Source organism: Pseudoalteromonas sp. (assembly GCF_018402495.1).
Lineage (GTDB): Bacteria > Pseudomonadota > Gammaproteobacteria > Enterobacterales > Alteromonadaceae > Pseudoalteromonas.
The window spans coordinates 181201-206988 of sequence record NZ_JAGYIU010000005.1 but is presented as its reverse complement, the minus strand read 5'-3'; the positions used below and the strand labels follow the sequence as shown (position 1 = coordinate 206988).

The window sequence follows — 25788 nt, the reverse complement described above, 5'->3', positions numbered from 1 at the left end:
CATAAATGCTGATTTATAAAACTCATCCGGTGAGGCAACTTGCTTCCAAGCACAGATACAATAATCATTATATCTGTGATTTAAAAGTAAAATGAGTCGTAGTTGGCGAAAATGACGCTATAATTCTAACAACCGTTGCTTTTCTGAGCAATTACTCTAATTGTTAAGTATTAACTTAAGTTAATAAAATGACTCACGGGCGTATATTTTGCGCAGTTGGTCGTATATCTATTTGCTATTTATCTGAGCTACGGTAGGTTTATTACATTCATAACATCACTGAGTTCAATAATCATGAATTTACTTCTTTCAAAAAAAATGCGCCTTTCTTTGTTAAGTGCCACTTTAATATGTTCGTTAAGTGCTTGTCAGCTCACCGCAATTAATGCGGATCAACAATTTACCCAAACGGCTGAAAATATCGTACAGCACCGTCAAAATACTAGCCCATACAGTAACCCTAAAGGAGTCGATGGCTACTTATTACCTAACTTATCGGCTGAATTTTTAGCGCAGCAATATCAAAAAAACACACAGCTATTGGCTGATTTAGATGCCATAGATGTGAGTAAGCTCAGTGATGAAAACCAAATTAACTACAGTATTATTCGAGCTCAAGTGCAAAACAGTGTTGATGAATATGTATTTAATGCGCACTACATGCCTTTAACATCAGAATATGGATTTCACTCAAGCTTATCGTTTATTGTTAATAGCGCTGATTATAAAACCGCACAAGATTATCAAAATTACCTAGCGCGATTACAGCAAGTGCCCCGTTTTTTTGAACAAAATATAGGCTGGATGCGCAAAGGGTTAGAGGTTGGTTTAACTCAACCCAAAGCGGTTTTAATTGGTTATCAAGATTCTATTACTGCCTACATTGTAGATGATGTCACGGAGTCTGAATTTTATAAGCCATTTTTAAACAATACCGCGGGTTTAAGTGATAGTGAATTTGCAGCGTTACAACAACAAGCTAAAGCAATTATTAGCAGCCAAGTTATTAATGCTTATAAAGATTACTTAACTTTTTTTAATACCGAATACTTTCCAGGCGCACGCAGTGATATTGGTATTTCGTCAACACCAAATGGTGCAGCATTTTATGCAAATCGTGCTAAATATTACACCACCACACAAATGACCCCAAAAGAAATACATGAGCTGGGTTTAGCGGAGGTTGCGCGCATTCGCAGTGAAATGGAAGCGGTTATTAAAGAAGTCGGTTTTAAAGGCACGTTTGCAGAATTTATCCACTTTTTACGAACAGATCCGCAGTTTTATGCCACAACGCCTGAGCAATTATTAAAAGAGGCCGCGTATATTGCAAAAAAAATGGATGCGCAGTTGCCTAAATTATTTCATACCTTACCGCGCAAACCTTATGGCGTAGCGCCGGTGCCTGCCAATATTGCTCCTAAGTACACTACTGGGCGCTATTCAGGTTCGAGCCGTGATGATCAAGCCGGCTTTTATTGGGTGAATACCTACGCTTTAGATAAACGACCACTCTATGCTTTAGAAGCATTAACTTTGCACGAAGCTGTTCCGGGTCATCATTTACAAATATCACTCAATGCAGAACTTGAAAGTTTACCTAGCTATCGCCGTGATGCGTATTTATCAGCGTTTGGTGAGGGCTGGGGACTGTATTCAGAGTACTTAGGCGTTGAAGCGGGTTTTTATCAAGACCCGTACAGCAACTTTGGTCGTTTAACCTACGAAATGTGGCGTGCTGCACGTTTAGTGGTTGATACGGGTATGCACATGTACGGCTGGAGTCGTGAGCGTGCAATGAATTTTATGGCCGATAATACGGCGCTTTCATTACACAATGTAAAAACAGAAACCGATCGTTATATTTCATGGCCTGCACAAGCGTTGTCATACAAAATTGGTGAATTAACAATTAAACGTTTACGCGCAGAGGCCGAGCAGGCTCTTGGTCAGCAGTTTGATATTCGTGAGTTTCATCATCAAATATTGCGTCATGGCTCAGTGCCTTTGTCGGTACTTGAGCAGCAAATACGTTTGTATATACAAGCAGAGTTAGCAAAAACAGATAGCTAATAGCGCATTATTTTGAAACTATAAAAGCGCGGTGTTATTTAATGACATCACGCTTTTTTAGCATTTAAGGATAAGTAATGAGTCAGTTTATAATGTTCAGTATCGATGTATTTGCCAGCTTGTTTATTGTTGTATTTGGGTTGCTGGTTATATTAATTGCTATTTTTTATGTTCGAGATATTACCCAAACGAAGCATGCTATTCGGCGCAACTACCCAGTAATTGGGCGTTTTCGCTACTTTTTTGAACGCCAAGGTGAGTTTTTCCGGCAGTATTTTTTTGCCCTCGACCGTGAAGAAATGCCATTTAATCGTGCCGAGCGCAGTTGGGTATATCGGGCTGCTAAAGATATTGATCACACAGCCGCTTTTGGTTCAACCCAAAGCTTAGAGACGACAGGCACCGTAATGTTTATGAACTGTGCGTTTCCGACTTTAGATGAAGAAGCCTTGGCGCCAAGTAATGTGACTATTGGGCCTTATAGTAAATTTCCTTACACCACAAATTCGTTATTTAATATATCGGGCATGAGCTTTGGTGCGCTATCCAGCCCTGCAGTCCGTGCACTCTCGAAAGGCGCAAAATTAGCGGGTTGTTGGATGAACACGGGTGAAGGTGGACTGAGTCCTTATCATTTAGAGGGCGGCGCCGATTTAGTTTTTCAAATTGGTACGGCTAAATATGGTGTACGTGACGAGGATGGAAACTTAAGTACCGAAAAGTTAAAAGCCGTTGCAGCACACCCAGCAGTTAAAATGTTTGAGCTGAAAATGAGCCAAGGTGCCAAGCCCGGTAAAGGCGGTATGTTACCAGGGCGAAAAGTGAATGCTGAAATTGCTAAAATAAGAGGCATACCTGAGGGGCAGGATTCAATTAGCCCAAATGGGCACCCAGAAATAAAAAATCCAAACGATATTTTAGACATGCTCACCACTATAAGAAGTACAACCGGTAAACCGACAGGCTTTAAAGCGGTAATTGGTGAACATGCTTGGTTAGAAAGTTTATTTGCCGAGATAAATCATCGTGGTATTGAGTCTGCACCCGACTTCATTACCATTGATAGTGCTGATGGTGGTACCGGCGCTGCACCTCAGTCTTTACTCGATTCGGTGGGGTTACCGCTAAAAGAAAGTCTTCCTTTAGTTATTCAGTTACTAAAAAAGCATGGCCTTAGAGAGCGAGTTAAAATTATTGTCTCTGGCAAATTAATTGTGCCCTCAAAAGTTGCGTGGGCATTAGCACTGGGTGCCGATTTTGTTGTGTCTGCACGTGGACATATGTTTGCACTAGGCTGCATTCAGGCTATGCAATGTAATAAAGATACCTGCCCCACAGGAATTACTACGCATAATGAACGTTTACAACGCGGCTTGAATGTTGAAGATAAAGCGCAGCGGGTCGCAAATTATAATAAATACATTCATTACGGTGCGGGGCTTATTGCACATTCTTGTGGCGTTACCAGTGCCCGCGAATTAAAACGCAAACATGTGCGTATAGTGCAAGAAAGCGGCCTTTCTGAGCCACTAGATAAAATGTACGAGCACTATCATTAAATATAGCTTAAAAGGCGCTTAAAGCGCCTTTTTTAATAAAATAAAGACTTAGTTTAGGGTCAAACAGACCCTAATTTAAATGGCTTATTAGCAAGCTGAAAAACGCGTCTTTGGTATCGCAAGTGTGGGCATTTAAAATCAATTGCTCACCCAGTGCTAATGTTTGTTTTTGTACGTTTAACCGTGCGGCCTCATTGGTAATGCCTTCTATATCAATTACATTAGCAAGGCCTATGGTGCGTCTAATTAGTTCTATGCCACAGTAGCCAATAGCATCTTGTAGAACATGTTTCATAAAATATTCTGCGTAGCCCGAAGCTTTAAGTGCCGCATCGGTTGTTTGCTTATTAATGAGCTCAAACCATTGTTGTTCAAATGTGGTATAGCATTCGACCAGTGTACTTAATAAATAGCTTTGATAATTACGCCGTGCTACAAAGTCGTCAATGCGACCGTTTTGAGCACAGTAATTTAGTAGTAAGTTACCGAGAAAAGATCCAATATCAAAGCCAATAGGGCCAAAAAAGCCAAATTCAGGGTCAATCATTTTAGTGATACTTTGATTAACAAAAATACTTCCGCTGTGCATATCGCCATGCAGTAAGGTTTGCGGATTTGATAAAAAGTTAGCTTTTAGCTTTGCTACTTCAAGCTTTAACGCCGCGTTTTTACGAATAGCCTCAACTTCAGTTTGTAATTGTGCCGGATAGTTGTTGCGTTCATGCTCTGTGTACGGATCGCTAAAAAATAAATCTTCCGTAATTTGGCACAGTTCAGGGTTAGTAAATTGGCTAACACGTGCTTTTTTATCTTGCGCTAATAAATAAAAGTCAGAGTTATAAAAGCCCGTTTGGCTTAAATACATGGCGACGTGGTGAGAAAGATTTGGAAATTGTTCAGCGTTGTTTTGCGCTGTTCGCAAAATTTGCAAATCACCTAAATCTTCTAAAATGGTCAGAGCTAAGTCTTTATTATAATGTAAAACAGTAACCGTATACGCAGGACAAATAGCCCCATGATTAAGTAAAACCTCTGCTTCTATTCGTGCTCTATCAAGTGTTAATGGCCACGATTCACCTACACAACGCGCATACGGCAATGCTTGCTTTAATATAATGCTGTTGTTTTGCTCATCCGAAATTCTAAATACTAAGTTGAGATTACCGTCACCAAACTCATAAGCGGTCAGTGTTTGCCCAGGCTTAAAAAAGTCGTATTGATTAGATTCAATTAACGAATTGATGTAATTAATAGCGTGCTGTGCATTAAAAGCAACATAGTTAGTCATGGTTTTATTCTCAATAAAGATGCATCTAAGCATTCTATACCTTTAAATGTTTAGATGTCTATAAGTCTAACTTGAGAGTTCTTCAAAGTGGTGTAAAATAACCCTACGCACTTCTAATCTTTTGAGCCTTATGCAAAATTTAATCGCAAGCAGTTTAAAATATGAAAATAGTACGCTGAGCGTACTTGATCAATATTTGCTGCCTCATCAACAAGTGTGGCATGAATGCCACACTGTAGAGACCATGAAAGAGCTGATCATCAGCTTAAAAGTGCGTGGTGCGCCACTTATAGGCTTAGGGGCCAGTTTATTAATTGCTTATTTAGCTGAGCAAGGTATGACTAGAGACGCGCTTGCAACCGCCATAAATGAGCTAGAAGCCACTCGCCCAACAGCGGTTAACTTAATGCATTGTATGGCGGCGTTGCGCCAAGCGCTTAAACAAACTGATTATGTTGCCAGTATTGTTGCAACGGCTGAGCAGTTATTTGTTGAAGACATTGAGCTATGTGAGCGCATGGCAACGCGTGGTGCCGAGCTAATAAATAGTGGCGACAATATATTAACTCACTGTAATACAGGCGCTTTAGCCACTGCAGGCATGGGTACGGCATTGGGTGTTATTTATAAAGCACAACAAGTCCATGGAAATGTTCATGTGTGGGTGGATGAAACGCGCCCCTTACTGCAAGGTGGGCGTTTAACTGCATTTGAATTGGAGCGTTGGCAAATACCTTACACCCTAATTTGCGATAACATGGCGGCCAGTTTAATGGCTGCAGGTAAGGTAGATAAAATTGTTGTAGGGGCTGATCGTATTGCTGCTAATGGCGACTTTGCCAATAAAGTCGGTACTTATAATTTAGCGGTGCTTGCGCACTATCATAATATTCCATTTTATGTGGTGGCACCGGTTACTACGCTTGATGTAAATACTGCCCAAGGTAGCGATATAGAAATAGAGCAACGTAATCCACAAGAAGTGCGTGGTGTTAGTGGTAGTTTTGGCGAGGCATTGTGGGCTCCCACTAATGCTAATGTATATAACCCCGCATTTGACGTAACACCCGCAAAGTTGGTTACTGGGTGGGTGTTAGATACCGGTGTTTATAACCAGAGTCAGGTAGAAAATGGCGTGCTCACAAAGCTGAAGTAATTTTGCGATGCGTTTGGTCCACGTTATGTTTATTAGTGTGGACCAGGGTTTTGAATGATTAACTTACGGTAATAATGGAAATTGCTCTGCAATCGGTGATTCCGTGCTTTGTGCTACCCAACCTTGTGTATTGTTAAATAGACGAATAGCGGTAAATTCTGGGTCGCTACCCATATCAAACCAATGAGGGGTCAGTTCAGGTACTGAGATCAAATCGCCTTGTTGGCAAAGTACTTGGTACACTTTACTGCCAATGTGTAAGCAAAATAACCCTTGGCCTTTTACAAAAAAGCGCACTTCGTCTTCGCTGTGAGTGTGTTCAAATAAAAACTTTTTGCGTAATTCTGCAGCATCAGGGTTGCCTTTAGCCAGTGATATAACGTCAACAGTTTGATAGCCGCCTTGCTGTTTTAAGCGTTCAATATCGCCGCTGTAGGCAGTTAAAATATCATCATTGCTGGTGCCTTCAGTGATCTCGGTATTTGCCTGCCATTGCTCAAAACGCACATTAACCTTAGCAAGTTCAGCGGCAATATTTTGAACATCGTTACTGGTCAGCAGTGCATTATTGGCGTCAGAATCTGCAAAAATAGTGAGTTGGCTCATGCTAAATGCTCCGCTTTAAATTGGCTAAAATCGTTAATGTAACTGTGCTTTGATGAGCTTTCTTGCCCATCGCGAATTAAATGTAAAGTTTTAAGCCCAGCAGTTTTTGCAGCATCAAGCTCTGCAGCTACATCACTTAAAAACAATACTTCGTCTGGGTTAAAAGGCAATTGCGTTATTATGTTTTCATAGGCGATTGGCTCTTGTTTAGCGCCTACTTTGGTATCAAAGTAATCACTAAATAGTGGGCGAATATCGCCAAAGTCAGAATACTGAAAAATTAAATGCTGTGCTTTCACCGAGCCCGACGAATAAACGTACAGCTGTTGACCCGCTTGCTTTTGCTGTTGTAAAAATTGATAAGCATCTGGGTATAAGTGGCCAGTAAAATCACCGTTTTCATAGCCTGTTTGCCAAATTAAACCTTGTAATTGCTTAAGCGGCGTTATTTTTTTATCTTCTTCAATCCAAGTAAGTAAAGTGCTAATAACAGTGTCGATATCGGCATTAGGCTCGTTAATTTCAGCTTTTACAGCGCTAATTTGTTCTGCTACTTCAGGTTTATCTGTATGGCTGCGTACAAATGCAGGCAGCTGTTGTGCGGCATAAGGAAAGAGTACGTCTTTTACAAACGAAATACGCGTAATAGTGCCTTCAATATCGGTTAGCAGTGCTTTAATCATGGTGCGATTCCTGTTATTTTTAAGCGTTCTAGCTCGCAACTAAATAAAAACTCTAATGCCTCTAAATGGCGACGAACTTCATCGATGTTACGGCCAATAGCATATAAACCATGGCCTCTGATCAATACGGCATGCTTAATTGGTGAGTGTAAGTGATGGTCGCTTACAAGGAGACTTAAACGGTTTATATCTTGATCGTTATCGAAAATAGGGATGACTAGTGATTCTAAGTGCGATGTAATACCACTGAGCGCTTTTTGCATCTCGTAGCCGGTTAGTTCAAGCTGATGGTGTTGAATAATATTTGAAAGTACCGTTGCCGCTACCGAGTGAGTATGTAAAACATATTGCACATCGGGAATAAGTTGATACAAGCTCAAATGCAGTTGTGTTTCGGCTGAGGGTTTTATTGCCCCTGCAATACGTTCACCTAAATGATTTAATTGTAGAAAATGCTCAGGCATTAACGCGCCTTTGTTGTGGCCACTGGCTGTGACTACAAAGCCTGTACTGGTTCGGGCTGAAAAGTTTCCACCTGTTGCGGGGACCCAACCTTTTTGACTGACCCATTTTCCGGCTTCAATAAGTTCTGAAATAGCGGTATTGTTTTGCATACATTCCTCACTAATGAGCATAAAGCTATTTGTTTTAGACGGCTATACTTCTGTTTTAAGCAATGATAGCATCGCTTTGAGCGCAAAACCATCATTAAGGATAACCAGTGTTTGAAAGTAAACTGCCAAATTTAGGCACCAGTATTTTTAGTCAAATGACTGCTTTAGCAAATCAATTCGAAGCGATTAATTTATCGCAGGGTTTTCCTGAGTTTGATGCGCCTGAGCTACTTAAAAAACAGCTTAATCATTATGTGCTTGAAGGCGTTAATCAGTATTCACCTTCATCTGGTGTACCGCGCCTGCAGCAACAAATTGCCCAGTTAGTAAAACGAAAATATGCGGTTGAAATAGATGCAGTGCAGCAAGTAACGGTAACCTCTGGGGCAACCGAGGCGCTGTTTGTTGCCATTCAAGCGCTAGTGCGCGAAGGCGATGAAGTTATTGTATTTGACCCCGCTTATGACTCATACCAGCCAGCGATTGAATTGGCTGGTGGTAAGTCAGTTAATATTGCTCTGCATGCTCCAAATTATGCAATTGACTGGCAAATGGTGGCTGCGGCTATTAATAGCAAAACGCGGGCTATTATTATCAACACCCCACATAACCCAAGTGGTAAAACGTTAAAACAGCACGATATTAATGCCCTAAAAGCCTTGGTAATTAAGCATGATTTATACTTGATAAGTGATGAAGTATACGAGCATATTATTTTTGATAAGCAAGCACATTTAAGTGTGCTACGAGATGAGGAATTATTGGCTCGCAGCTTTGTGATCTCAAGCTTTGGCAAGACTTTTCATAGTACGGGTTGGAAAATGGGTTACTGCATCGCACCCGCTGCACTTGCGGTCGAGTTTCGTAAAATTCATCAATATGTGACTTTTTCAAGCTTTACGCCTGCGCAACATGCACTCGCTGATATGTTAGAACAGCAAGGTGAGCATGTAGATGCGCTGGGTGAGTTTTATCAACAAAAGCGTGATGTACTCATTAATGCGCTAAAAGATAGTCGCTTTAGTATTTTACCAAGTGAAGGCACTTACTTTTTACTGCTTGATTACAGTGATGTCTCTGATTTAAATGACGTAGAATTTTGCCAATGGTTAGTAGAACAAGCAGGTATTGCAGCCATTCCACTGAGTGTGTTTTATCAGCAACCAAGCAATGATAAAGTTATTCGTCTATGTTTTGCTAAAAATGATCAAACCTTAATAGAGGCGGCACATATTTTATGTCAACTTTAACCTTAGCATTATTACAAAGCTCGTTGCATTGGCTCGATAAAAAAGCCAATTTAGCGATGTTTGAAAAACAGCTTGTTAATATCACTGATCAACCTGATTTAATTGTACTTCCTGAAACCTTTGCTACTGGGTTTGCGGTTAACCTTGACTGTGGCGAAGCTGAAAATGGCTCAGTACTGAGTTGGCTCAAGGCACAGGCGAAGCACTATAATGCGGTATTTGCAGGCTCAGTATTGGTAACCCAAGGAAGTAAAAAAGCGAATCGGTTTTACTGGGTACAACCAAATGGAGATGTGAGTTATTACGATAAACGGCACTTATTTTGTTTAGGTAACGAAGGTGAATTTGTCGTGGCCGGGCAAACCCGTGAAGTGTTTGAACTCAATGGTTTTAAAATATTGCCACAAGTATGCTATGACCTACGTTTTCCGGTGTTTCAGCGCAATAATAATGACTACGATGTGATGATAAATATTGCCAATTGGCCAGCGGCAAGGCGTAATGTGTGGGATACCTTGCTAATGGCACGAGCCATGGAAAACCTATGCTACGTGGTTGGCGTAAACCGAGTTGGTGAAGATGGCAATGGTATTGCTCACAGTGGTGGAACTGCAGTGTATGACTTTAAAGGTGAGCCATTGATTAAAGCGAATGACGACCAGCAAGCACTACTAACAATCACGTTAAATAAAGCGCCGCTTGATGAGTTTAGAGCTAAATTTCCGGCACATTTAGATGCCGATGCTTTTACATTGGTATAAATTAGCGCCCAGCCGATAAAGTGCTAAAATAGCCGCTGATATTTTTATTGGCGGCTTTATGAATACAACCCTTATTACACCGGTAATTTTAGCTGGCGGCATTGGCTCGCGGCTTTGGCCGCTATCGCGCCAAGCAATGCCAAAGCAATTCTTATCTTTGCTTGATAATAAAAACCAGCAGTCGTTATTGCAAAGCACGTTAGTGCGTGTTGCAACTGAGGGCTTTAACCCCGCTATTTTAGTCTGTAATGAACAGCATCGATTTATTGCCGCAGAGCAAGCTGCATTTGCAAAGCCTTGTGCCATAGTGCTTGAACCAGAAGGCAAAAATACCGCACCAGCCATTGCCCTTGCCGCGCACTATGCATTAAAAAATAATATTACGGGCCCTTTGTTGGTGATGCCTGCCGATCATTATATTGAAGATTTTAGCGTTTTAACTGCCCAGTTATCTGATGCGGTTACTCTGGCTGAACAAGGTAAATTAGTAACATTTTCAATTACGCCAACTATGCCTCACACCGGTTATGGCTATATCAAACAGGGCGCAGCAATCACAGATACTGCGTGCTTTGAGGTAGACCAGTTTAAAGAAAAACCCGATTTAGCAACGGCATCGGCCTACATTGCTGAGGGCGGTTATAGCTGGAACAGTGGCATGTTTTTATTTACGCCTCATGCTTATTTACAGGAGCTTGAGCGCTTTGCCCCCAAAATTGCTAAAAGTGTTGCCAATGCCGCTGACTTTAAACAAGATTTAGCGTTTACAAGAGCAAATACCCACGCACTTGAATCTTGCCCAAGTGACTCGATTGACTACGCTATTTTAGAGCGCAGTAATAATGTAGTGGTGATGCCTGTGGCGTTAAACTGGAGCGATGTGGGCAGTTTTTCTGCACTGGCTGCGCTGAGTAAAAAAGATCCACAAGGTAATAGCCAAAACCAAGAACATATCACTCAAAACAGTTTTAATAACTTAGTTATTAGCGAACATGGTCATACAATAGCGACCTTAGGGGTAAGCGATTTAGCGGTTATTCATACCCACGACGCCACTTTAATTGCTGAGCAAAATTCGTTGGATGCCCTCCCTTTACTGCTCAAGCAATTGGCAATGACGCAAAATGATAAACTAACGCACCATCAAGTGGTATATCGTCCTTGGGGAAATTATCGCACGCTGGTAGAAAGTACGGGCTTTAAAGTAAAAAAAATAACCGTAAATAGTGGCGCTCGGCTTTCAACACAGCGTCATCAGCATCGCGCTGAGCATTGGGTTGTAGTATCAGGCACTGCAGATATATGTATTGACCAGCAAAGCTTAACACTGACCCATGACCAATCTTGTTATATTGCTGCAACGCAACTGCATAGTTTAGCGAATAATCAGCCCGAGCCACTTATTGTCATTGAAGTGCAAACTGGCGCTATATTAGATGAAAGCGACATAGAGCGATTTGACGATATATACGGCAGAAAATAACCGTAGTAAATAGTGAAAAGGCTAGATTATTTTTCACTGTAGTAAAACTTGGTAGCTCGAAGCCCGGAACCTTTTTACCCCAGGCCTTGCCGCACATACTTTAAGTATGCTTCTAAACTGTGTTGCCACAGTGTGCTGGCTTCACCTAACGCGTTATTCAGTGGTTTTTTATCTAGTAAGCGTCGTTCAATTCTCTTTAGTGCCAGTCCATAGCTATTAAAACCAAGTTGCATAGCGGTGCTGGCTTGGCGATGTAATAGCTTAATGCATTGATCTGAATCTTGCTCTAATAAAGTTTGGCAACGGCTTAGCTTGTTACGTGCAGAAAGAATAAATTCATTATAGATAGAAGACACTTCATCAATACTAAAAGAGTTTGTAAGGGTTTCTGTTGCTGTTTCATCGTATAACGTATCAATCAGCTCGACGGCAATGTTAGCTGTTTGTGTTGACTGCGAATCACTCAGTGCTTGGCGCAGCTTTTCTTGTTTTAGTGGCTTGCCGACAATGTCTTTAATGCCCAGTGCTAAGTATTCTTTTATTTCATCAGGGCTCAAGCTGGCAGTAAAGGCCAATACTGGAGTTCGCTGATTTTTATGCTCCACCCGTTTGAGAGTTTTTAGGACTTGTTGCCCGGTTAAATCGGGTAAGTTCATATCAAGGAGTACCACATCAAAGTGGTATTTTTTCATTAACTCAATCGCACTTTTTCCATCTTTAGCGAGCTTAATTTTATGCTCGTCGTCTGCCATAAATTCAACGGCTATCTTTTGGTTCAGGTCTAAATCTTCAACCAGCAGCACGTCAAGTCCGGTTAAATAGTCTTTACTTTGATGGCGTTGCTCTACTAAGCTAAGCTCACCAATGGCTAACGTTATATTAAAGCTAAAAACACTACCGACTCCCAGTTCACTGGTAATTTCTAACTGGCTATTAATTTTGTCCAGTAGGCGACTAGTTATTGCAAGTCCAAGGCCTGTTCCGCCTTTTTCTTTACCTGCACTACTTTGGATATAGGGCTGCGTTAAATAATCAATTTCATCTTTTTCAATTCCAGGACCTGAGTCGATTACACTTAGCTTGAGGGTATGATCTAGCTGGGTTTCATTAATCAAATCGATTTGTACTTTTACTGTGCCGGTATCGGTAAATTTAATCGCATTACCTACAAGATTAATAATAATTTGCCTAAGTTTTTGTTGGTCGCAGTAGTAACAAGCCTTATCGGGTATATTGCAGGCGAGCTCAAATTTAAGCTGTTTTTGCTCTGCCAGAGGGCTCAGCAGTAAACATAAATTTTTCATCCACGTTTTAAACTCTATGTCTTCTTCGTACAAAGCTTCATCGTGCTGATCTAGGCTTGCGTATTCTAATACTTTATCAACTAGTAGGTTGAGTGACTCTGCTGAGTTGATAATGGCTTCGCAATAGGCTTTGTTACGACTGTCGCTAGTTTGATTCAATACCAATTGTGCGCTGCCTAATATGCCGTTTAGTGGGGTGCGTATTTCATGGCTAATAGTGGATAAAAACAGTCCGCGAATCTCTAAATCTTTATGGGCTTTCTCAGTTAATTTATTAAGGCGTAACTCTCTGCGTTCATTACATAATAGCGCCATACCTGCGGCATAAAACATGGGGGCAATCACACTGTTTAAAAATAACAGTGAATTAAAACAAAAGTTTAAAACAGTATCATTTTGTTCAATACCATCCATAAATATACTTCGGGCTATGAAACTTGCTGCAACCAAAGTTAAAATAATAATGTAAACAATACTGGCGTTAGGGTAAGGGATTCGCGCATATTTTATAAATATAAACAGTAAAAAAGTAGCTTCGACAATATGCTGTAAGTCAGAAATATAAATCTGAGAGCGCGTTGATGGCTGTATAAAAGTAAAATAAATAACTAACAAAGCGCTAAACACAGTAAACAGGCACACTAACTTAAAGCCAGGACCACGATAGTTTAAAAATTGACTAATCGATAAGCAATGCACAATAGAGGCTAGAAACATCATGCCATTAGCAAGAATAATGGCGATCTTATTAGGTATTGTGTCTATTAGCACCAAGCTAACAATGGCGCCTAATAGTAATACTGGGTAGAAAATATAAAGTAACGTGCCGGGGACATGCTTATTGGTACGCCAGGTTAAAAAGTTCAGTAGCGTCATCACTGTTATAACAGCGATACTGGCAAAATAAAGCGTAAATGAGTCGAGCATTAAGACCCCAACAGCGTTTTTTAAAGAAGATATAAAAACAGGCACTTAAAGTGCCTGTATGGTATTTATTCAAACAAACGTTAACGAATTTCGTCGGGAATGTTTTGTTGTGCCCAAGAAAGTAATTCAATACGGTTACGACATTTAGTTTTTCTAAATGCACTGTATAAATGAGTTTTAACCGTGTGCGGGCTAATACTTAACTCTTCAGCAATTTCTTTATTTTTAGAACCATTACTCATTAACGAGATAATTGCTTTTTCACGCTTCGTGAGCTTGATTGGTTCAATATCACCATCAGTTAGCTTATGCAGGGCGTCTTTATTAAATTGCAGCATGCGGTTAAGTGCATTACACATAATATCACGACGATACCAAAGCTGATCTTCGAGTAATAAACGAATCCCTTTCATGAGTACATCGGCATTATCGGTGGTGTAAAATACGCCGCGAATACCACTAAGTAATGCACGATTAGCAAGCTCTGGATTTTCATCTAAATTAAACAACACAATATCGCACTTGATGCGTAAATTAACGAGTTGCTCTTTTAGCTTTGTCCATGCGTCTTTACTTGATGTTTCAATGAACAATAAGCGAGTACCTACCGGAACATCTAAAATATTTGTACCCGTAGTTACGTCAAGGCCTTGCGTTTTTAACAATGGCTCTAAAACGTTAATACCAATAGTGTTAATTGGTTCTTCATCTAACAACAAAAAGGCTGAACTGCTCATGTTTTTTTACTCTTTATAAAGCTGGCTAGTTAATCTTACCACAATCCCTGCACACCTTTTGTATTAGAGAATCATTATTTCACTGGAGGAAAGGTGCGATTTGCGATTATTTAAACATAAATGTTGCAAATAAGTAATTGTTTTTTGGTAAATAAGAAAAACGCCGTATTTTTAATGTATTTTTTAAGATACAGGATTTAATAAGTGATTATAGCGCCACTTTTTTGGTGTTTTGATAAGGAGGCCAGCCCATTTCTTTACCTGCCAACATATGTAAGTGAATGTGATAAACAGTTTGCCCGCCGTGTTCATTGCAATTCATTACTACTCGGTAACCGTCGTCTGCAAAGTTAAATTGCTTGGCAAGTTTAGCAGCTACTACATATAAGTGGCCAACAAGGTGTGCGTTTTCTTCGGTTACGTCGTTAATTGTGGCAATCGCTTGTTTAGGAATAATCAACGCATGAAATGGTGCTTGTGGATTAATATCTTTAAATGCAAGCGCGAGTTCATCTTCATAAATAATGTCGGCTGGAATTTCGCGATTAATAATTTTAGTAAAAATAGTCTCTTGGCTCATAATGATGACTCTAATTTGTTTGATTAATATATGTGTCACTAATGACAAATTTTGCTAGCAGTGTCAAACTGAAATCAACTAAAGGAGTCATTATGCGTAAATCAATACTATTAGGTAGTGTAGCGGCACTCTTACTGAGTGCATCAAGTTTGGCAGAAAATATTTACTTTCCTGAGGAGTTTGTTCCTTTGCAAGTGGGTGAGCGAATCATTGAAAGTTCGTTTTTTAGCCGTGTTGATGATGTTGAATTAGCGCCGGGTACTTATCAGTTAAAACTTAAATACACGGATTTATACGATTTAGGTTATGACGATCATGAAGTCATTGAATCCGCGCCTTTTTGGGTGAATGTAACCATTGAAGCAGGTAAAGATTACACCTTGGTATTTAATCGTGCTGAAAATGCGGTGGCGGCAAAAGTATTTGCGCAGGCGCCTCAAGTGAGCTTAAAAGCAAAAGGCAGCACCTTAGCTAAACCATTAAATATTATTGCCGAGCGACAACTTCAAAGTACTCAGTTTAACCAGCAAACAACACAAACCCCAGCGGGTCCGCAAAAACCGAGTCGTCCCATTAAGCCGATTACGTCAATTAATGGAAAAGGCATGCCAAGCGCGGCAGCCATGCTCGACTTTTGGTGGCAACAAGCAACCCTTGCTGAAAGGCAGGCTTTTTTAGATAAAGTAACAAAATAGTTAAGCATTAAAAAAGGGCCAATTTAGCCCTTTTTAGTTTATTGGTAACGTTATTATGTTACTCAAATAGTGCGTCGATGGTGCCTTGCGCAAGTGAATGATAGCCTGGGCGTGCTTTTAGATACACGTTTTGCGCCCAGTCTTTTTTACCATTCGTAATAAGTGCTTTGTACAAAGGCACAATTAATTTACGACGACCAATACTCGATAAGTGTTTATCAAGCGCAGGATAAATCGGCTGGTAACCGTTACTCACCGCTAGCATGTACCATGCAAATGCACGTTCTGCGTTAGTTGATTGAGTTAAGTTAAACTCGCCGTCTAACTCAGTCATTTTTTTAATGCTTAAATCGCGTGGTAGGTTATTTAAAAAATATAGCCACTCATGCACTGTCCAGTTTGCAGTAGGGAGTTGTGTGGCAGTTGTACCCCCACTTAACCATGCTTGTTTTGCAGCATCTACTTTATCGAACGCGTCAGAGGTTGGATTAGGTGCATCACTTGGCAAACCAGGCTCAAAAACCCACTCGTTTATTTTATCTATGCTCACTACACCAGGGTACTTTTCAATTAAGTTAGCTTTGATGTAAGTAACAAATTGCGCCGTGGTTAGCGATTTAAACGCAAATTCATTAAAGTAAGTTTTAACAAAGTCATCAAACTTATCACGGCCATATTTATTTTCTAGATAGAGCAAAAATAGCTGACCCTTTGTGTAAGGCACTGAGCTAAAGGCATCATCTGGATCGCGGCCATTAAGTTTTAAATTAAGACGTGTGTCGGGTGCATCAAGGGTTTTAAGTTGCGCACGAAGATTTGCAGCATCAAGTGCTTGCTCCATTACTGCGCGGTCGCGACCAAATACTTCTTCCATAATGCGGTTTTCAACGTACGAGGTAAAGCCTTCATTTAACCATAAGTCTTCCCACGTGGCGTTAGTTACTAAGTTGCCAGACCAAGAGTGAGCAAGCTCATGCGCAATCAGGTTAACTAGACTTTTATCGCCTGCAACAACTGTAGGCGTAATAAATGATAGGCGCGGATTTTCCATGCCACCAAATGGAAAACTAGGTGGTAGCATAAGTAAATCATAGCGTCCCCATGCATATTCGCCATACATTGTGTTGGCTTTGTCGATCATCGATTGGGTGTCGTTAAATTCGGCAACCGAGGCTTCTAAAATACTGGGTTCGGCAAAGATGCCGGTTTGATGTGACATAGCTTTAAACTCAAGGTTGCCGACACCTATGGCAATTAAGTAAGGCGGAATGGCCTGTGGCATAGTAAAAGTATAATCACCATCTTTTAAAAGAGCATCGCTGTTGTCGGCGCTCATCACTGCACGTACATCTTTTGGAGTTTGAATGCGTGCCGAGTAGGTGACCCGCATTGCTGGAGTGTCTTGTACTGGGATCCAACTACGTGCATGAATCGCTTGCGATTGACTATACATAAACGGGTGCGTTTTACTTGCCGTTTGCTTTGGTGTTAACCACTGTAAGCCAGATGCTTCTGGGCGACTGTTGTAGTAAATACGGACTTTTTCAGCTTGGCTTTTAAAGGTAATGGTTAGTTTTGCGCCTTTAACATCATCGCGGCTAGCAAGATTAAAACTGGCTTTATGCCAATGGCTATTTGCTGTTTGATACATCACTTTATCAATATCTAAGTCTCGGGTATCAAGTACTAGCTTTCTACTTTTCGCGTTTTTCCATTGTAGCGTATGCTCAACAAAGCCTTCTAATTGCTTGTCGGCAAAGTCGATGTCTAAATCAAGGTTTAAATGCGTGGTAATAACATCATCAAGGTTGGCGTAGGAATTTTGATCAATAGCGCTAGCCATTGCTTGCGAGCACATACCGGCCATAGCGAGGCTTAAAAAAAGAGGTTTGATTTTCATAATTACCTTGAGTACAAATAAAAAAGTACCCGTTTTATAACATGATTGCCACAGTGGGTTGAACAATTTTTACAAGCTGATGCGCAATTTGCGACGATGAGTTAAACTAGAGCGATTAATTACTGGTACCTTTAGGACCCTTGTGGCGCACTCATTACAACCCCTTCATACATTTGCATTAAGTACCCAATGCCAAAATTTTATTGAGATCACCGACTCAGCGCAGCTTCAGACTCAGAGCTTTAAAGCGCCTTTTTGTCTGTTAGGTGAGGGCAGTAATACCATTTTTTTAAATGATTATGCTGGCACGGTTATTAAAATGGCGACCCAAGGAATTAATATTACAGAACGGGAAAATGACTTTTTAGTTAGTGCGGCTGCCGGTGAAAATTGGCATCAATTAGTGACATACTTGCTTGAGCAAGGCATAGCTGGGTTTGAAAATTTAGCACTGATCCCAGGTACTGTTGGAGCTGCGCCAGTGCAAAATATTGGTGCCTACGGTGTAGAAATAGCGCAGTTTATTGAAGCTGTTGACTATTTTGATATTAATAGCAACTGCTTCAAATCCTTAACTAATCAGCAATGCCACTTTGCTTATCGTGAATCCGTATTTAAACATGCGCTAAAGAATAAAGCGGTGATCACCCAAGTGCATTTTAAGTTGCCCAAAACATGGCAACCAGTACTCAATTATGGACCGCTGCAGCAATTAATAAACCCGACGCCACAACAAGTGTGTGAGCAGGTGATACAGACACGCAATATCAAACTGCCAAACCCTTATAAACTGGCTAATGCGGGCAGCTTTTTTAAAAACCCCATTATCACCAATAGTGAATTAGCGCAGTTACTTACGACGTACCCTGAGTTACCTCATTACCCGCATGGAGCCGGTCATCATAAAGTCGCTGCGGGGTGGTTAATAGAGCAAGCGGGATTAAAGGGATATAAAATTGCCGGTATTGAAGTGCATCAGCAGCAAGCACTGGTACTGGTTAACCATGGTTATAGTACAGGGGATGATTTGATTAGCATGATCACCCATATTCAAAACACTGTTTTAGCGCGCTATAACATAAGCTTAGAACATGAAGTGCGGTTAATTAATCAACACAATGAATGTCATATTTCTTTGGAGCAATCAGCATGAAGGCACCTGATGGAAACAAGCTGGCTATTTTAAATGCACTGAATGAAGGTGGTTTTGTCTCTGGGCAAGCTTTAGGAGAGGAATTAGGAATTAGTCGTGCCGCTGTTAGTAAACACATTCAAAGCCTACAAGCTATGGGCTTAGATGTATTTAAAGTTACAGGTAAAGGCTATTACTTAAATAACCAAGTAGGGTTACTTAATCAGGAAAAAATACAACAGCTTTATGCTGAGTTAGGGCAAAATACCGCTAATATTGAAGTGCAGCCGCTTATTGATTCAACCAACAGCGAACTAATGCGCCGCATTCAGGCTAAAACACCACTTCAGACGGGCACGGTAATCGTTGCCGAAATGCAGCAAGCAGGGCGGGGGCGTCGAGGGCGAGTATGGCAATCACCCTTTGGTGCTAACTTATACTACAGTTATTTTTGGCGATTAGATGATGGTTTACAAGCCGCTATGGGCGTATCGATTGCTGTTGGTTTAGCGGTGTATGATGCGATAAAAGCACTTTATGATATTGAAGTAGAGCTTAAATGGCCAAACGACATTTATATAAACAAACAAAAGCTCGCTGGCGTATTAGTTGAATTAGACGGGCAACCACAAGGGCCGTGTCAGTTGGTGATAGGAATTGGTATTAATTTAAATATGCCACAAAGTGCCAGTCAGCACATTGACCAAGCATGGACTGATTTAAGTCAGCACACCCAGCAGCTAGATAAAAATCAACTAGTAGCTTCATTAACTTATTGGCTAGAGCAACGCTTAGCGCAATATCGTGAGAATGGCTTACAAACTATGTATCAACAATGGAATGCATTAAATGCGTTTGCAGGCGAGCAGGTAGAGCTTAATACCGGGCATCGTAGTTGGTGTGGCATTTGTGAAGGCATAGATGCGCACGGTGGTGTACGTATTCGCCAAGACGGTGAAGTGAAAAGTTATTATGGCGGCGAGATTTCATTAAGAAAGGCGCAAGCATGAGATTACTCATTGATGTAGGTAATACCTCACTCAAAGCCGTATTGTGGGAAAACGGGCAAATACAGCCATGTGATATTAATAATATTTCATGGCAGCAAATTACGGTTGTTATTTACGCTTGTGTTGGTCGTAGCGAGTTACTTAAACAATTATTAGCGCAAGCCAAAACGCATAATATTGATTGTTTTGAGGCTACGGTTAGTAGTGAGCTTAGTGGGTTACGCTGCGCGTATCAGCAAGTAGGTAATTTGGGTATAGATAGATGGTTGGCGCTTATTAGCGGTTATACGCTTTACCCTAATACGGCTGCTATTGTTGTTGATGCTGGCACGGCTACCACCATAGACGTTCTCAATAATGATGGGCAGCATCTAGGAGGCTGGATATTACCTGGGCTTGATTTAATGACCTCATCACTCACTCAAAATACTCAGCGGGTATTTGATGATGCAAACACGCCATTTGCTAATGAGCTTGGAAAAAACACCCCTAATGGGTTAAAAAACGGAGCCTTAGTGGCAACTATGGGTGCCATTGAGCAAGCAAGATTGCATTTAAATACAAAAAATAGCCTCTTAATTTTTGCGGGTGGTTATGGTCAGCTGTTACAAGGGCATTTTTCACAGAGTATTTTCGACCCAATGCTAGTAATGAAAGGCTTAAATTACTGGTATGAGTTAGCTAAAAAGAGTTAAAAACAACAAAAAAACAGCTTTTTGCGCGAATAGTGAGCATTTAAAGCATTAAATCACATTTTTTTTAATTTTTTGGTTGCATCCCAATAAACCTTACTCTAGAATCTCGCCCCGTACTAAAGCAGTGCCGACTTAGCTCAGCTGGTAGAGCAACTGACTTGTAATCAGTAGGTCAACCGTTCGACTCGGTTAGTCGGCACCACTTTCCTTTTACCGGAAGTGCTTAGTAAAGAATTATCGTGGAGGGGTTCCCGAGCGGCCAAAGGGATCAGACTGTAAATCTGACGGCTCAGCCTTCGCTGGTTCGAATCCAGCTCCCTCCACCACTTTATTCTAGACGGTTAGAGGTAGTTTAAGAACAGGTTCCTTAAAGCGGGCATCGTATAATGGCTATTACCTCAGCCTTCCAAGCTGATGATGCGGGTTCGATTCCCGCTGCCCGCTCCAATTTGATGATGCTGATATAGCTCAGTTGGTAGAGCGCACCCTTGGTAAGGGTGAGGTCGGCAGTTCAAATCTGCCTATCAGCACCAGTCAATCGAATCGCCTTAAACACTTCCTTTATCTGTCAGAAAAAACTATTTGAAATTTGAAAAAATTAACTTAATCTACCTATGGTGGATTATTTTCATATGTAATCTAGATACACAAAACTGATAGGTTCCGTCATGGCAAAAGAAAAGTTTGAACGCGTAAAACCGCACGTAAACGTTGGTACAATCGGCCACGTTGACCACGGTAAAACTACACTAACTGCAGCAATCACTAACGTACTTGCAAAAGTATACGGCGGTGTTGCTAAAGATTTCGCATCAATCGATAACGCTCCAGAAGAGCGCGAGCGTGGTATCACAATCTCAACTTCACACGTTGAGTACGATACTCCTACTCGTCACTACGCACACGTAGATTGTCCTGGTCACGCCGATTATGTTAAAAACATGATCACGGGTGCTGCTCAAATGGACGGCGCTATCTTAGTAGTTGCTGCGACTGACGGTCCTATGCCACAAACTCGTGAGCACATCCTACTTTCTCGCCAAGTTGGCGTTCCTTACATCGTTGTATTCATGAACAAATGTGACATGGTTGATGATGAAGAGCTACTTGAGCTAGTAGAAATGGAAGTTCGTGAACTTCTTTCTGAATACGACTTCCCAGGTGATGACTTACCACTAATTCAAGGTTCTGCACTTAAAGCACTTGAAGGCGAAGAGCAATGGGAAGCTAAAATCGTAGAGCTTGCAGAAGCACTAGATACATACATCCCAGAGCCAGAGCGTGACATCGATAAGCCATTCATCATGCCTATCGAAGACGTTTTCTCAATCCAAGGTCGTGGTACTGTTGTAACTGGCCGTGTTGAAGCTGGTATCATCAACGTGAACGACGAAGTTGAAATCGTTGGTATCAAAGAGACAACTAAGTCTACTTGTACTGGTGTAGAGATGTTCCGTAAGCTACTTGACGAAGGTCGTGCTGGTGAGAACATTGGTGCACTTTTACGTGGTACTAAGCGTGAAGACGTTGAACGTGGTCAAGTACTAGCTAAGCCTGGTTCAATCAAGCCACACACTACATTCACTTCAGAAGTATACGTACTTTCGAAAGATGAAGGTGGTCGTCATACTCCATTCTTCAAAGGTTACCGTCCACAGTTCTACTTCCGTACAACTGACGTAACAGGTGACGTACAGTTACCAGAAGGCGTAGAAATGGTAATGCCTGGTGATAACGTTAAGATGACAGTAACCCTAATCGCGCCAATCGCGATGGACGAAGGTCTTCGTTTCGCTATCCGTGAAGGTGGCCGTACTGTAGGTGCTGGTGTTGTAGCAACTATCGTAGAGTAATAATTAGCCTAGCTAATTAATACGAAAAAACCCGAGCTTAGTCTCGGGTTTTTTAATGCCTGCGATTTATGTCATGTAAAGGTGGCGCTCTTACCTTAGGCGTAGGTGCTTTGTAGCAACTATCGTAGAGTAATAATTAGCCTAGCTAATTAATACGAAAAAACCCGAGTTTAGTCTCGGGTTTTTTAATGCCTGAAGAAAAGTGTTTAGTTTTCAGCTATCAGCTTTTAGCTATTAGAGCTTGGTGTTAAATTATACTTAACACATAAAAAAAGCACGACTTTAAGCCGTGCTATTAATTAAACTTTTTGACAACTGACAACTGACAACTGACAACTGACAACTGACAACTGACAACTGACAACTGACAGCTTACACGCTAGTGCTTTTTCGCATACGCTTCGGCTTGCTTCCACACTCTTAGTGTATTGCCGCTTAAAATCTTTTTAATATCGCTATCGCTGTAGCCTCTATCCATTAAGCCTTGTACAAGGTTTGGGTAGCTAGACACATCTTTTAAGCCAATAGGTAGTGAGTCACCTACGCCGTCGTAATCAGAGCCAATACCGACATGCTCGATGCCAATTAATTTCACAACGTGATCAATATGATCAAGTACTTGTTCTAAGCTTGCAAATGGGTAGGGATTTTTAGCACGATACATCGCATCAAAATCTTTACTTAACTTAGTGCCTTCTTTTTTTACCGCTTCTTTTTTACTCTTTAACTGTTTGCCCCACGTACCTGCTTTAGCGGTAACAAAGCTTGAACCAAAGTTAATTTGAATCACACCGCCATTCTTTTTAAGGGCTAATAGCATATCGTCATCCATATTGCGCTCAAAACCCGGCGTGTACTTACGCAGCGACGAATGTGATGCAATCACAGGGGTGTTAGATAGTTCTATTACTTGATAAAACGCATCGTCCGAAATATGCGATACATCAATTAGCATTCCAATATTATTCATTTCAGTCACCAACTCTTTACCAAATGGGCTTAGGCCTTTCCACTTACGGCGAACATCGTATGATGAGTCAGAAATATGATTGCTTTGAGAATGAGCAAGCGTAATGTAGCGCACACCACGGTCAAAAAAGTGCTGTAGGTTTTTTAAATCGCCTTCAATGGGTGAGCCGTTTTCCATGCCCATAGCAATCGACATTTTACCTTGCTCAAATTGTGTTTCGATATCGTTTGTAGAGCTGGCAATAGCAAACTTGTCAGGTGCACGTTGTGCAATTGCTTCCATACCATCAATAAGTTGATTCGCTAATTGAAAGCTTTTGCCTTTACCTTCAAATTCTAAATGGGCAGGAATATAAATCGACATAAATGGCGCATTTAAACCGCCTTTTACTGCACGAGGATAGTCAAAATCGCCGCCATCCGTGGCTTTAGTCACATCCGCCCATTTTGCGTGAATACGGTAAGGTACATCAATGTGGGTATCAATTAAAATGGTATCGTGAGCAAGCTTAATTGCTTTATCTGAGGGGGTAATTTCTGCATGTACTGCACCTGTTAATGCAATCGACATTGCAATAACTATTGAGCTTAGTTTTATCATTTATAATGGCTCTTTAAGTTAAAAAAGCCATTGTCTATTTTTACGCCGTGCCTGACAAGTTTACTCGTTAAATTGCGCTTCACTTTGCAGCGCTTTGAATTCACTTTTAGAAATTATGGTAACCGATTCATGCAGCTCAGAGAAAAACACCATAGCTTCGCCGCTTTTTAATTGCTGATTTACTTGCGCTACTTTACTTTCAATACTGAACTCTTGTTCGCCATAGTCAGTGCCTTCGCGCAGAACGTAGCTTTCAATTAGGTTGTACAGTGTGTCTTTATCAAGTTGTTCAAAAGGAATAATCATAGTCACTCTTTATCGGTGTTATTAAATACACATTGCTTAAAATAATCAGGCACCACTTGTTCTAACCAATACACGGGTTTAAATGGGTTGTTACCGCTAATAAAACCTACGTGGCCGCCCTTCTCTGAGATACGCAGCGTAACATGCTCACTTACATCCTGACTACTCGGTACCGCCTTAATTGACAGCATAGGGTCGTCTTTGGCATGAATAATTAGTGTAGGTGTCGCAATATCTTTTAAATACGGCATGGCACTGGCTTTTTCGTAGTAGTCGTGCGCATTTTCAAAGCCATGTAGCGGTGCTGTAAGCTGGTTATCGAACTCTAATAAATCGTCAATTTCCATTAACTGATCAGTGGTGATCGGTATTTGCTGTTTAATTTGTGGCAGTTTACGTTGCATCGACTTTTTCATCCGATCGAGCAAATATTTTTGATAAATTTTACCTAAGCTTTTACGAATAACATCACTAGATGATGACAAATCATAGGGCGCAGATATCACAGCGGCTGCACTAAGCGGGCAGTGAATGTGTTCTTCCCCTAAATATTTAGCCAGCACATTACCACCTAATGAAAAGCCGACAGCCACAATTGGGCGCTTTGGAAATTGTTGTTTTAAATGGTTTATAAAAAAAGCTAAATCGGCAGTGTCGCCACTATGGTAGGCTCTTGGTAGGCGATTAACTTCGGTTGAGCAGTTTCTAAAGTGCATTAGCACCACTGCAAACCCTTGCTTTTTTAATGCTTTCATCATGCCTTTGGCATAAAAACTATTTATGTTGCCTTCAAGTCCATGAAGTACTACTGCGAGCGGCGCCGTTTCGTTATGCGGGAGTGACCAAGCAAGCTCAATAAAGTCACCATCGGGTGTATCAAGTTGTGCAAGTTCGAAGCGAGTTTGATGAAATGGGCGGAAAAAACGCGGCATTATGGTTTGAACGTGTCGGTTGGTCATCCACCATGCGGGTTTGAACTTAGGGATCATGTTTGTACTACGCACCATGTAATAAACGAGATGCTAGTGTAACAAATTTTTTATATTTAAAAATAAAAAGCGCCTAATCAGTAAACTGATAAGGCACTTTGTGCGTCGTGCTTAATGCTGCTCTTTAATGTCTGCATCGTGTACTTTTTTCATAAAAAAATACACAAAGAAGAGGCATAAACCAATAACGACGCCTAAAAATCCAAATGATAAGAATAGTACTGGGTCACTAAAAAAATCTCTAAAGAATACGTCCATAATTGCCTCCTGATGTCTATGAATTAATCATAGGCTGGCTTGGGGGTGCTTGATATGATCCAGATCAAGCTATTTTCCTAAGTTGTTTAGCAGTGTGATAGAAGTTGATTTGGATCATGTTTAGTGAAGAAACATCCCTCACACTCAGTATATCCTTGATGTATAGCTTAAAGATGAAGCACGATTTAGGTAACAAAATACCATCTCAAAAATTTGGGCTAAAAAGGCGTTAGGCCACGTGTTGTGAAGCAACAGCAATTTTTAGCCATTCATATTTTTGGTGCAGTATTCCCCGTAACAGGGTAAACAGAGGCGATTATAGCGCCTTATTATCGACTTGTTTCCTTGTTGCTTTACTA

23 protein-coding genes, 4 tRNA genes and 1 pseudogene are annotated in these 25788 nt (G+C 40.9%); 16 read left to right on the top strand and 12 right to left on the bottom strand.

Annotated features, from left to right (window positions below; all coding sequences use genetic code 11):
- Positions 1-294: 294 nt before the first annotated feature.
- A complete protein-coding gene (locus tag KG708_RS16055; RefSeq protein ID WP_213611443.1) occupies positions 295-2073 on the top strand; it encodes a DUF885 family protein in 1779 nt (592 codons plus the stop codon).
- 77 nt (positions 2074-2150) lie between these two features.
- Entirely contained in the window at positions 2151-3632 is a 1482-nt protein-coding gene (locus KG708_RS16050) for an FMN-binding glutamate synthase family protein (RefSeq protein ID WP_213611441.1), read from the top strand.
- 70 nt (positions 3633-3702) lie between these two features.
- Here the strand turns inward: KG708_RS16050 and mtnK are convergent, their stop codons facing one another.
- Positions 3703-4920 carry an S-methyl-5-thioribose kinase gene (gene mtnK / locus KG708_RS16045; RefSeq protein ID WP_301003474.1) on the bottom strand — a complete coding sequence of 406 codons (1218 nt, stop codon included), beginning with the start codon at positions 4918-4920 and terminating at the stop codon, positions 3703-3705.
- Between the two features lie 130 nt (positions 4921-5050).
- Here mtnK and mtnA point away from each other — a divergent pair, with 130 nt between their 5' ends.
- On the top strand, positions 5051-6076 hold the full coding sequence (gene mtnA / locus KG708_RS16040; RefSeq protein ID WP_213611437.1) for an S-methyl-5-thioribose-1-phosphate isomerase: 1026 nt from the start codon (positions 5051-5053) through the stop codon (positions 6074-6076).
- 63 nt (positions 6077-6139) lie between these two features.
- On the opposite strand, the gene KG708_RS16035 is transcribed toward mtnA, so the two are convergent.
- From KG708_RS16035 to KG708_RS16025, 3 genes are read right to left on the bottom strand one after another with little or no spacing between them, the layout of a single operon-like run.
- Entirely contained in the window at positions 6140-6682 is a 543-nt protein-coding gene (locus KG708_RS16035) for an acireductone dioxygenase (RefSeq protein WP_213611435.1), read from the bottom strand.
- The gene (mtnC, locus tag KG708_RS16030) at positions 6679-7365 is read right to left on the bottom strand and encodes an acireductone synthase (RefSeq protein WP_213611433.1); all 687 of its coding nucleotides are present in this window, start codon (positions 7363-7365) and stop codon (positions 6679-6681) included. Before mtnC ends, KG708_RS16035 begins: the two co-directional genes overlap by 4 nt.
- On the bottom strand, positions 7362-7979 hold the full coding sequence (locus KG708_RS16025; protein WP_213611430.1) for a methylthioribulose 1-phosphate dehydratase: 618 nt from the start codon (positions 7977-7979) through the stop codon (positions 7362-7364). Before KG708_RS16025 ends, mtnC begins: the two co-directional genes overlap by 4 nt.
- A gap of 107 nt (positions 7980-8086) precedes the next feature.
- Between KG708_RS16025 and KG708_RS16020 the strand changes: the two genes are divergently transcribed.
- The 3 genes from KG708_RS16020 to KG708_RS16010 are packed head-to-tail and all read left to right on the top strand — an operon-like array spanning position 8087 to position 11473.
- The gene (locus KG708_RS16020; RefSeq protein ID WP_213611428.1) at positions 8087-9229 is read left to right on the top strand and encodes a methionine aminotransferase; all 1143 of its coding nucleotides are present in this window, start codon (positions 8087-8089) and stop codon (positions 9227-9229) included.
- Entirely contained in the window at positions 9217-9990 is a 774-nt protein-coding gene (locus tag KG708_RS16015) for an amidohydrolase (RefSeq protein WP_213611426.1), read from the top strand. Before KG708_RS16020 ends, KG708_RS16015 begins: the two co-directional genes overlap by 13 nt.
- 58 nt (positions 9991-10048) lie before the next feature.
- Positions 10049-11473, top strand: a complete 1425-nt coding sequence (locus tag KG708_RS16010) for a mannose-1-phosphate guanylyltransferase/mannose-6-phosphate isomerase (RefSeq protein ID WP_213611424.1) — start codon at positions 10049-10051, stop codon at positions 11471-11473.
- Between the two features lie 74 nt (positions 11474-11547).
- On the opposite strand, the gene KG708_RS16005 is transcribed toward KG708_RS16010, so the two are convergent.
- The 3 genes from KG708_RS16005 to KG708_RS15995 form a co-directional block, all read right to left on the bottom strand.
- Complete coding sequence (locus KG708_RS16005; RefSeq protein WP_213611422.1) at positions 11548-13704, bottom strand: ATP-binding protein; 2157 nt, start codon at positions 13702-13704, stop codon at positions 11548-11550.
- Between the two features lie 80 nt (positions 13705-13784).
- Positions 13785-14441 (bottom strand): response regulator transcription factor, encoded by a 657-nt coding sequence (locus KG708_RS16000; RefSeq protein ID WP_008108518.1) that lies wholly within the window; start codon positions 14439-14441, stop codon positions 13785-13787.
- 208 nt (positions 14442-14649) lie between these two features.
- Positions 14650-15021, bottom strand: a complete 372-nt coding sequence (locus KG708_RS15995; RefSeq protein WP_213611420.1) for a histidine triad nucleotide-binding protein — start codon at positions 15019-15021, stop codon at positions 14650-14652.
- Between the two features lie 92 nt (positions 15022-15113).
- Between KG708_RS15995 and KG708_RS15990 the strand changes: the two genes are divergently transcribed.
- On the top strand, positions 15114-15716 hold the full coding sequence (locus KG708_RS15990; protein ID WP_213611414.1) for a DUF2057 domain-containing protein: 603 nt from the start codon (positions 15114-15116) through the stop codon (positions 15714-15716).
- Between the two features lie 58 nt (positions 15717-15774).
- On the opposite strand, the gene KG708_RS15985 is transcribed toward KG708_RS15990, so the two are convergent.
- Positions 15775-17616 carry a M1 family metallopeptidase gene (locus KG708_RS15985; RefSeq protein ID WP_213611412.1) on the bottom strand — a complete coding sequence of 614 codons (1842 nt, stop codon included), beginning with the start codon at positions 17614-17616 and terminating at the stop codon, positions 15775-15777.
- A gap of 142 nt (positions 17617-17758) precedes the next feature.
- Between KG708_RS15985 and murB the strand changes: the two genes are divergently transcribed.
- The 8 genes from murB to tuf all read left to right on the top strand — a co-directional run bounded on the left by murB (position 17759) and on the right by tuf (position 22306).
- Complete coding sequence (gene murB, locus KG708_RS15980; RefSeq protein ID WP_213611410.1) at positions 17759-18769, top strand: UDP-N-acetylmuramate dehydrogenase; 1011 nt, start codon at positions 17759-17761, stop codon at positions 18767-18769.
- Positions 18766-19758, top strand: coding sequence for a bifunctional biotin--[acetyl-CoA-carboxylase] ligase/biotin operon repressor BirA (gene birA, locus KG708_RS15975; protein WP_213611408.1), 993 nt, complete (start codon positions 18766-18768; stop codon positions 19756-19758). The genes murB and birA overlap by 4 nt, the downstream gene beginning before the upstream one ends.
- Positions 19755-20453, top strand: a complete 699-nt coding sequence (locus KG708_RS15970) for a type III pantothenate kinase (RefSeq protein ID WP_213611406.1) — start codon at positions 19755-19757, stop codon at positions 20451-20453. Before birA ends, KG708_RS15970 begins: the two co-directional genes overlap by 4 nt.
- Positions 20454-20579: 126 nt before the next feature.
- Positions 20580-20655: transfer RNA gene (locus KG708_RS15965), tRNA-Thr, on the top strand.
- Between the two features lie 39 nt (positions 20656-20694).
- A tRNA-Tyr gene (locus KG708_RS15960) sits at positions 20695-20779 on the top strand.
- Positions 20780-20825: 46 nt separating this feature from the next.
- Positions 20826-20900, top strand: a tRNA-Gly gene (locus KG708_RS15955).
- A 10-nt stretch (positions 20901-20910) separates the two neighbouring features.
- A tRNA-Thr gene (locus KG708_RS15950) sits at positions 20911-20986 on the top strand.
- 135 nt (positions 20987-21121) lie between these two features.
- The gene (tuf, locus tag KG708_RS15945) at positions 21122-22306 is read left to right on the top strand and encodes an elongation factor Tu (protein ID WP_013463851.1); all 1185 of its coding nucleotides are present in this window, start codon (positions 21122-21124) and stop codon (positions 22304-22306) included.
- Positions 22307-22685: 379 nt separating this feature from the next.
- Here the strand turns inward: tuf and KG708_RS15940 are convergent, their stop codons facing one another.
- The 4 genes from KG708_RS15940 to KG708_RS15925 all read right to left on the bottom strand — a co-directional run bounded on the left by KG708_RS15940 (position 22686) and on the right by KG708_RS15925 (position 25429).
- A complete protein-coding gene (locus KG708_RS15940) occupies positions 22686-23876 on the bottom strand; it encodes a dipeptidase (protein ID WP_213611404.1) in 1191 nt (396 codons plus the stop codon).
- 60 nt (positions 23877-23936) lie between these two features.
- Complete coding sequence (locus tag KG708_RS15935; protein ID WP_213611400.1) at positions 23937-24182, bottom strand: YheU family protein; 246 nt, start codon at positions 24180-24182, stop codon at positions 23937-23939.
- Between the two features lie 2 nt (positions 24183-24184).
- Positions 24185-25171 carry a hydrolase gene (locus KG708_RS15930; protein WP_213611399.1) on the bottom strand — a complete coding sequence of 329 codons (987 nt, stop codon included), beginning with the start codon at positions 25169-25171 and terminating at the stop codon, positions 24185-24187.
- A 111-nt stretch (positions 25172-25282) separates the two neighbouring features.
- A complete protein-coding gene (locus tag KG708_RS15925) occupies positions 25283-25429 on the bottom strand; it encodes a hypothetical protein (protein ID WP_213611398.1) in 147 nt (48 codons plus the stop codon).
- A gap of 157 nt (positions 25430-25586) precedes the next feature.
- Between KG708_RS15925 and KG708_RS17735 the strand changes: the two are divergent.
- Positions 25587-25732, top strand: a pseudogene (locus tag KG708_RS17735) (IS630 family transposase); the annotation flags it as partial.
- Positions 25733-25788: the final 56 nt, after the last annotated feature.

What these genes read in the sequence shown, in the direction of transcription:
- KG708_RS16055 (WP_213611443.1), top strand. Translation starts at nt 295, where the DNA reads ATGAATTTACTTCTTTCAAAAAAAATGCGCCTTTCTTTGTTAAGTGCC.
- KG708_RS16050 (WP_213611441.1), top strand. Translation starts at nt 2,151, where the DNA reads ATGAGTCAGTTTATAATGTTCAGTATCGATGTATTTGCCAGCTTGTTT.
- mtnK (WP_301003474.1), bottom strand. Translation starts at nt 4,920, where the DNA reads ATGACTAACTATGTTGCTTTTAATGCACAGCACGCTATTAATTACATC.
- mtnA (WP_213611437.1), top strand. Translation starts at nt 5,051, where the DNA reads ATGCAAAATTTAATCGCAAGCAGTTTAAAATATGAAAATAGTACGCTG.
- KG708_RS16035 (WP_213611435.1), bottom strand. Translation starts at nt 6,682, where the DNA reads ATGAGCCAACTCACTATTTTTGCAGATTCTGACGCCAATAATGCACTG.
- mtnC (WP_213611433.1), bottom strand. Translation starts at nt 7,365, where the DNA reads ATGATTAAAGCACTGCTAACCGATATTGAAGGCACTATTACGCGTATT.
- KG708_RS16025 (WP_213611430.1), bottom strand. Translation starts at nt 7,979, where the DNA reads ATGCAAAACAATACCGCTATTTCAGAACTTATTGAAGCCGGAAAATGG.
- KG708_RS16015 (WP_213611426.1), top strand. Translation starts at nt 9,217, where the DNA reads ATGTCAACTTTAACCTTAGCATTATTACAAAGCTCGTTGCATTGGCTC.
- KG708_RS16010 (WP_213611424.1), top strand. Translation starts at nt 10,049, where the DNA reads ATGAATACAACCCTTATTACACCGGTAATTTTAGCTGGCGGCATTGGC.
- KG708_RS16005 (WP_213611422.1), bottom strand. Translation starts at nt 13,704, where the DNA reads ATGCTCGACTCATTTACGCTTTATTTTGCCAGTATCGCTGTTATAACA.
- KG708_RS16000 (WP_008108518.1), bottom strand. Translation starts at nt 14,441, where the DNA reads ATGAGCAGTTCAGCCTTTTTGTTGTTAGATGAAGAACCAATTAACACT.
- KG708_RS15995 (WP_213611420.1), bottom strand. Translation starts at nt 15,021, where the DNA reads ATGAGCCAAGAGACTATTTTTACTAAAATTATTAATCGCGAAATTCCA.
- KG708_RS15990 (WP_213611414.1), top strand. Translation starts at nt 15,114, where the DNA reads ATGCGTAAATCAATACTATTAGGTAGTGTAGCGGCACTCTTACTGAGT.
- KG708_RS15985 (WP_213611412.1), bottom strand. Translation starts at nt 17,616, where the DNA reads ATGAAAATCAAACCTCTTTTTTTAAGCCTCGCTATGGCCGGTATGTGC.
- birA (WP_213611408.1), top strand. Translation starts at nt 18,766, where the DNA reads ATGAAGGCACCTGATGGAAACAAGCTGGCTATTTTAAATGCACTGAAT.
- KG708_RS15970 (WP_213611406.1), top strand. Translation starts at nt 19,755, where the DNA reads ATGAGATTACTCATTGATGTAGGTAATACCTCACTCAAAGCCGTATTG.
- tuf (WP_013463851.1), top strand. Translation starts at nt 21,122, where the DNA reads ATGGCAAAAGAAAAGTTTGAACGCGTAAAACCGCACGTAAACGTTGGT.
- KG708_RS15940 (WP_213611404.1), bottom strand. Translation starts at nt 23,876, where the DNA reads ATGATAAAACTAAGCTCAATAGTTATTGCAATGTCGATTGCATTAACA.
- KG708_RS15935 (WP_213611400.1), bottom strand. Translation starts at nt 24,182, where the DNA reads ATGATTATTCCTTTTGAACAACTTGATAAAGACACACTGTACAACCTA.
- KG708_RS15930 (WP_213611399.1), bottom strand. Translation starts at nt 25,171, where the DNA reads ATGATCCCTAAGTTCAAACCCGCATGGTGGATGACCAACCGACACGTT.
- KG708_RS15925 (WP_213611398.1), bottom strand. Translation starts at nt 25,429, where the DNA reads ATGGACGTATTCTTTAGAGATTTTTTTAGTGACCCAGTACTATTCTTA.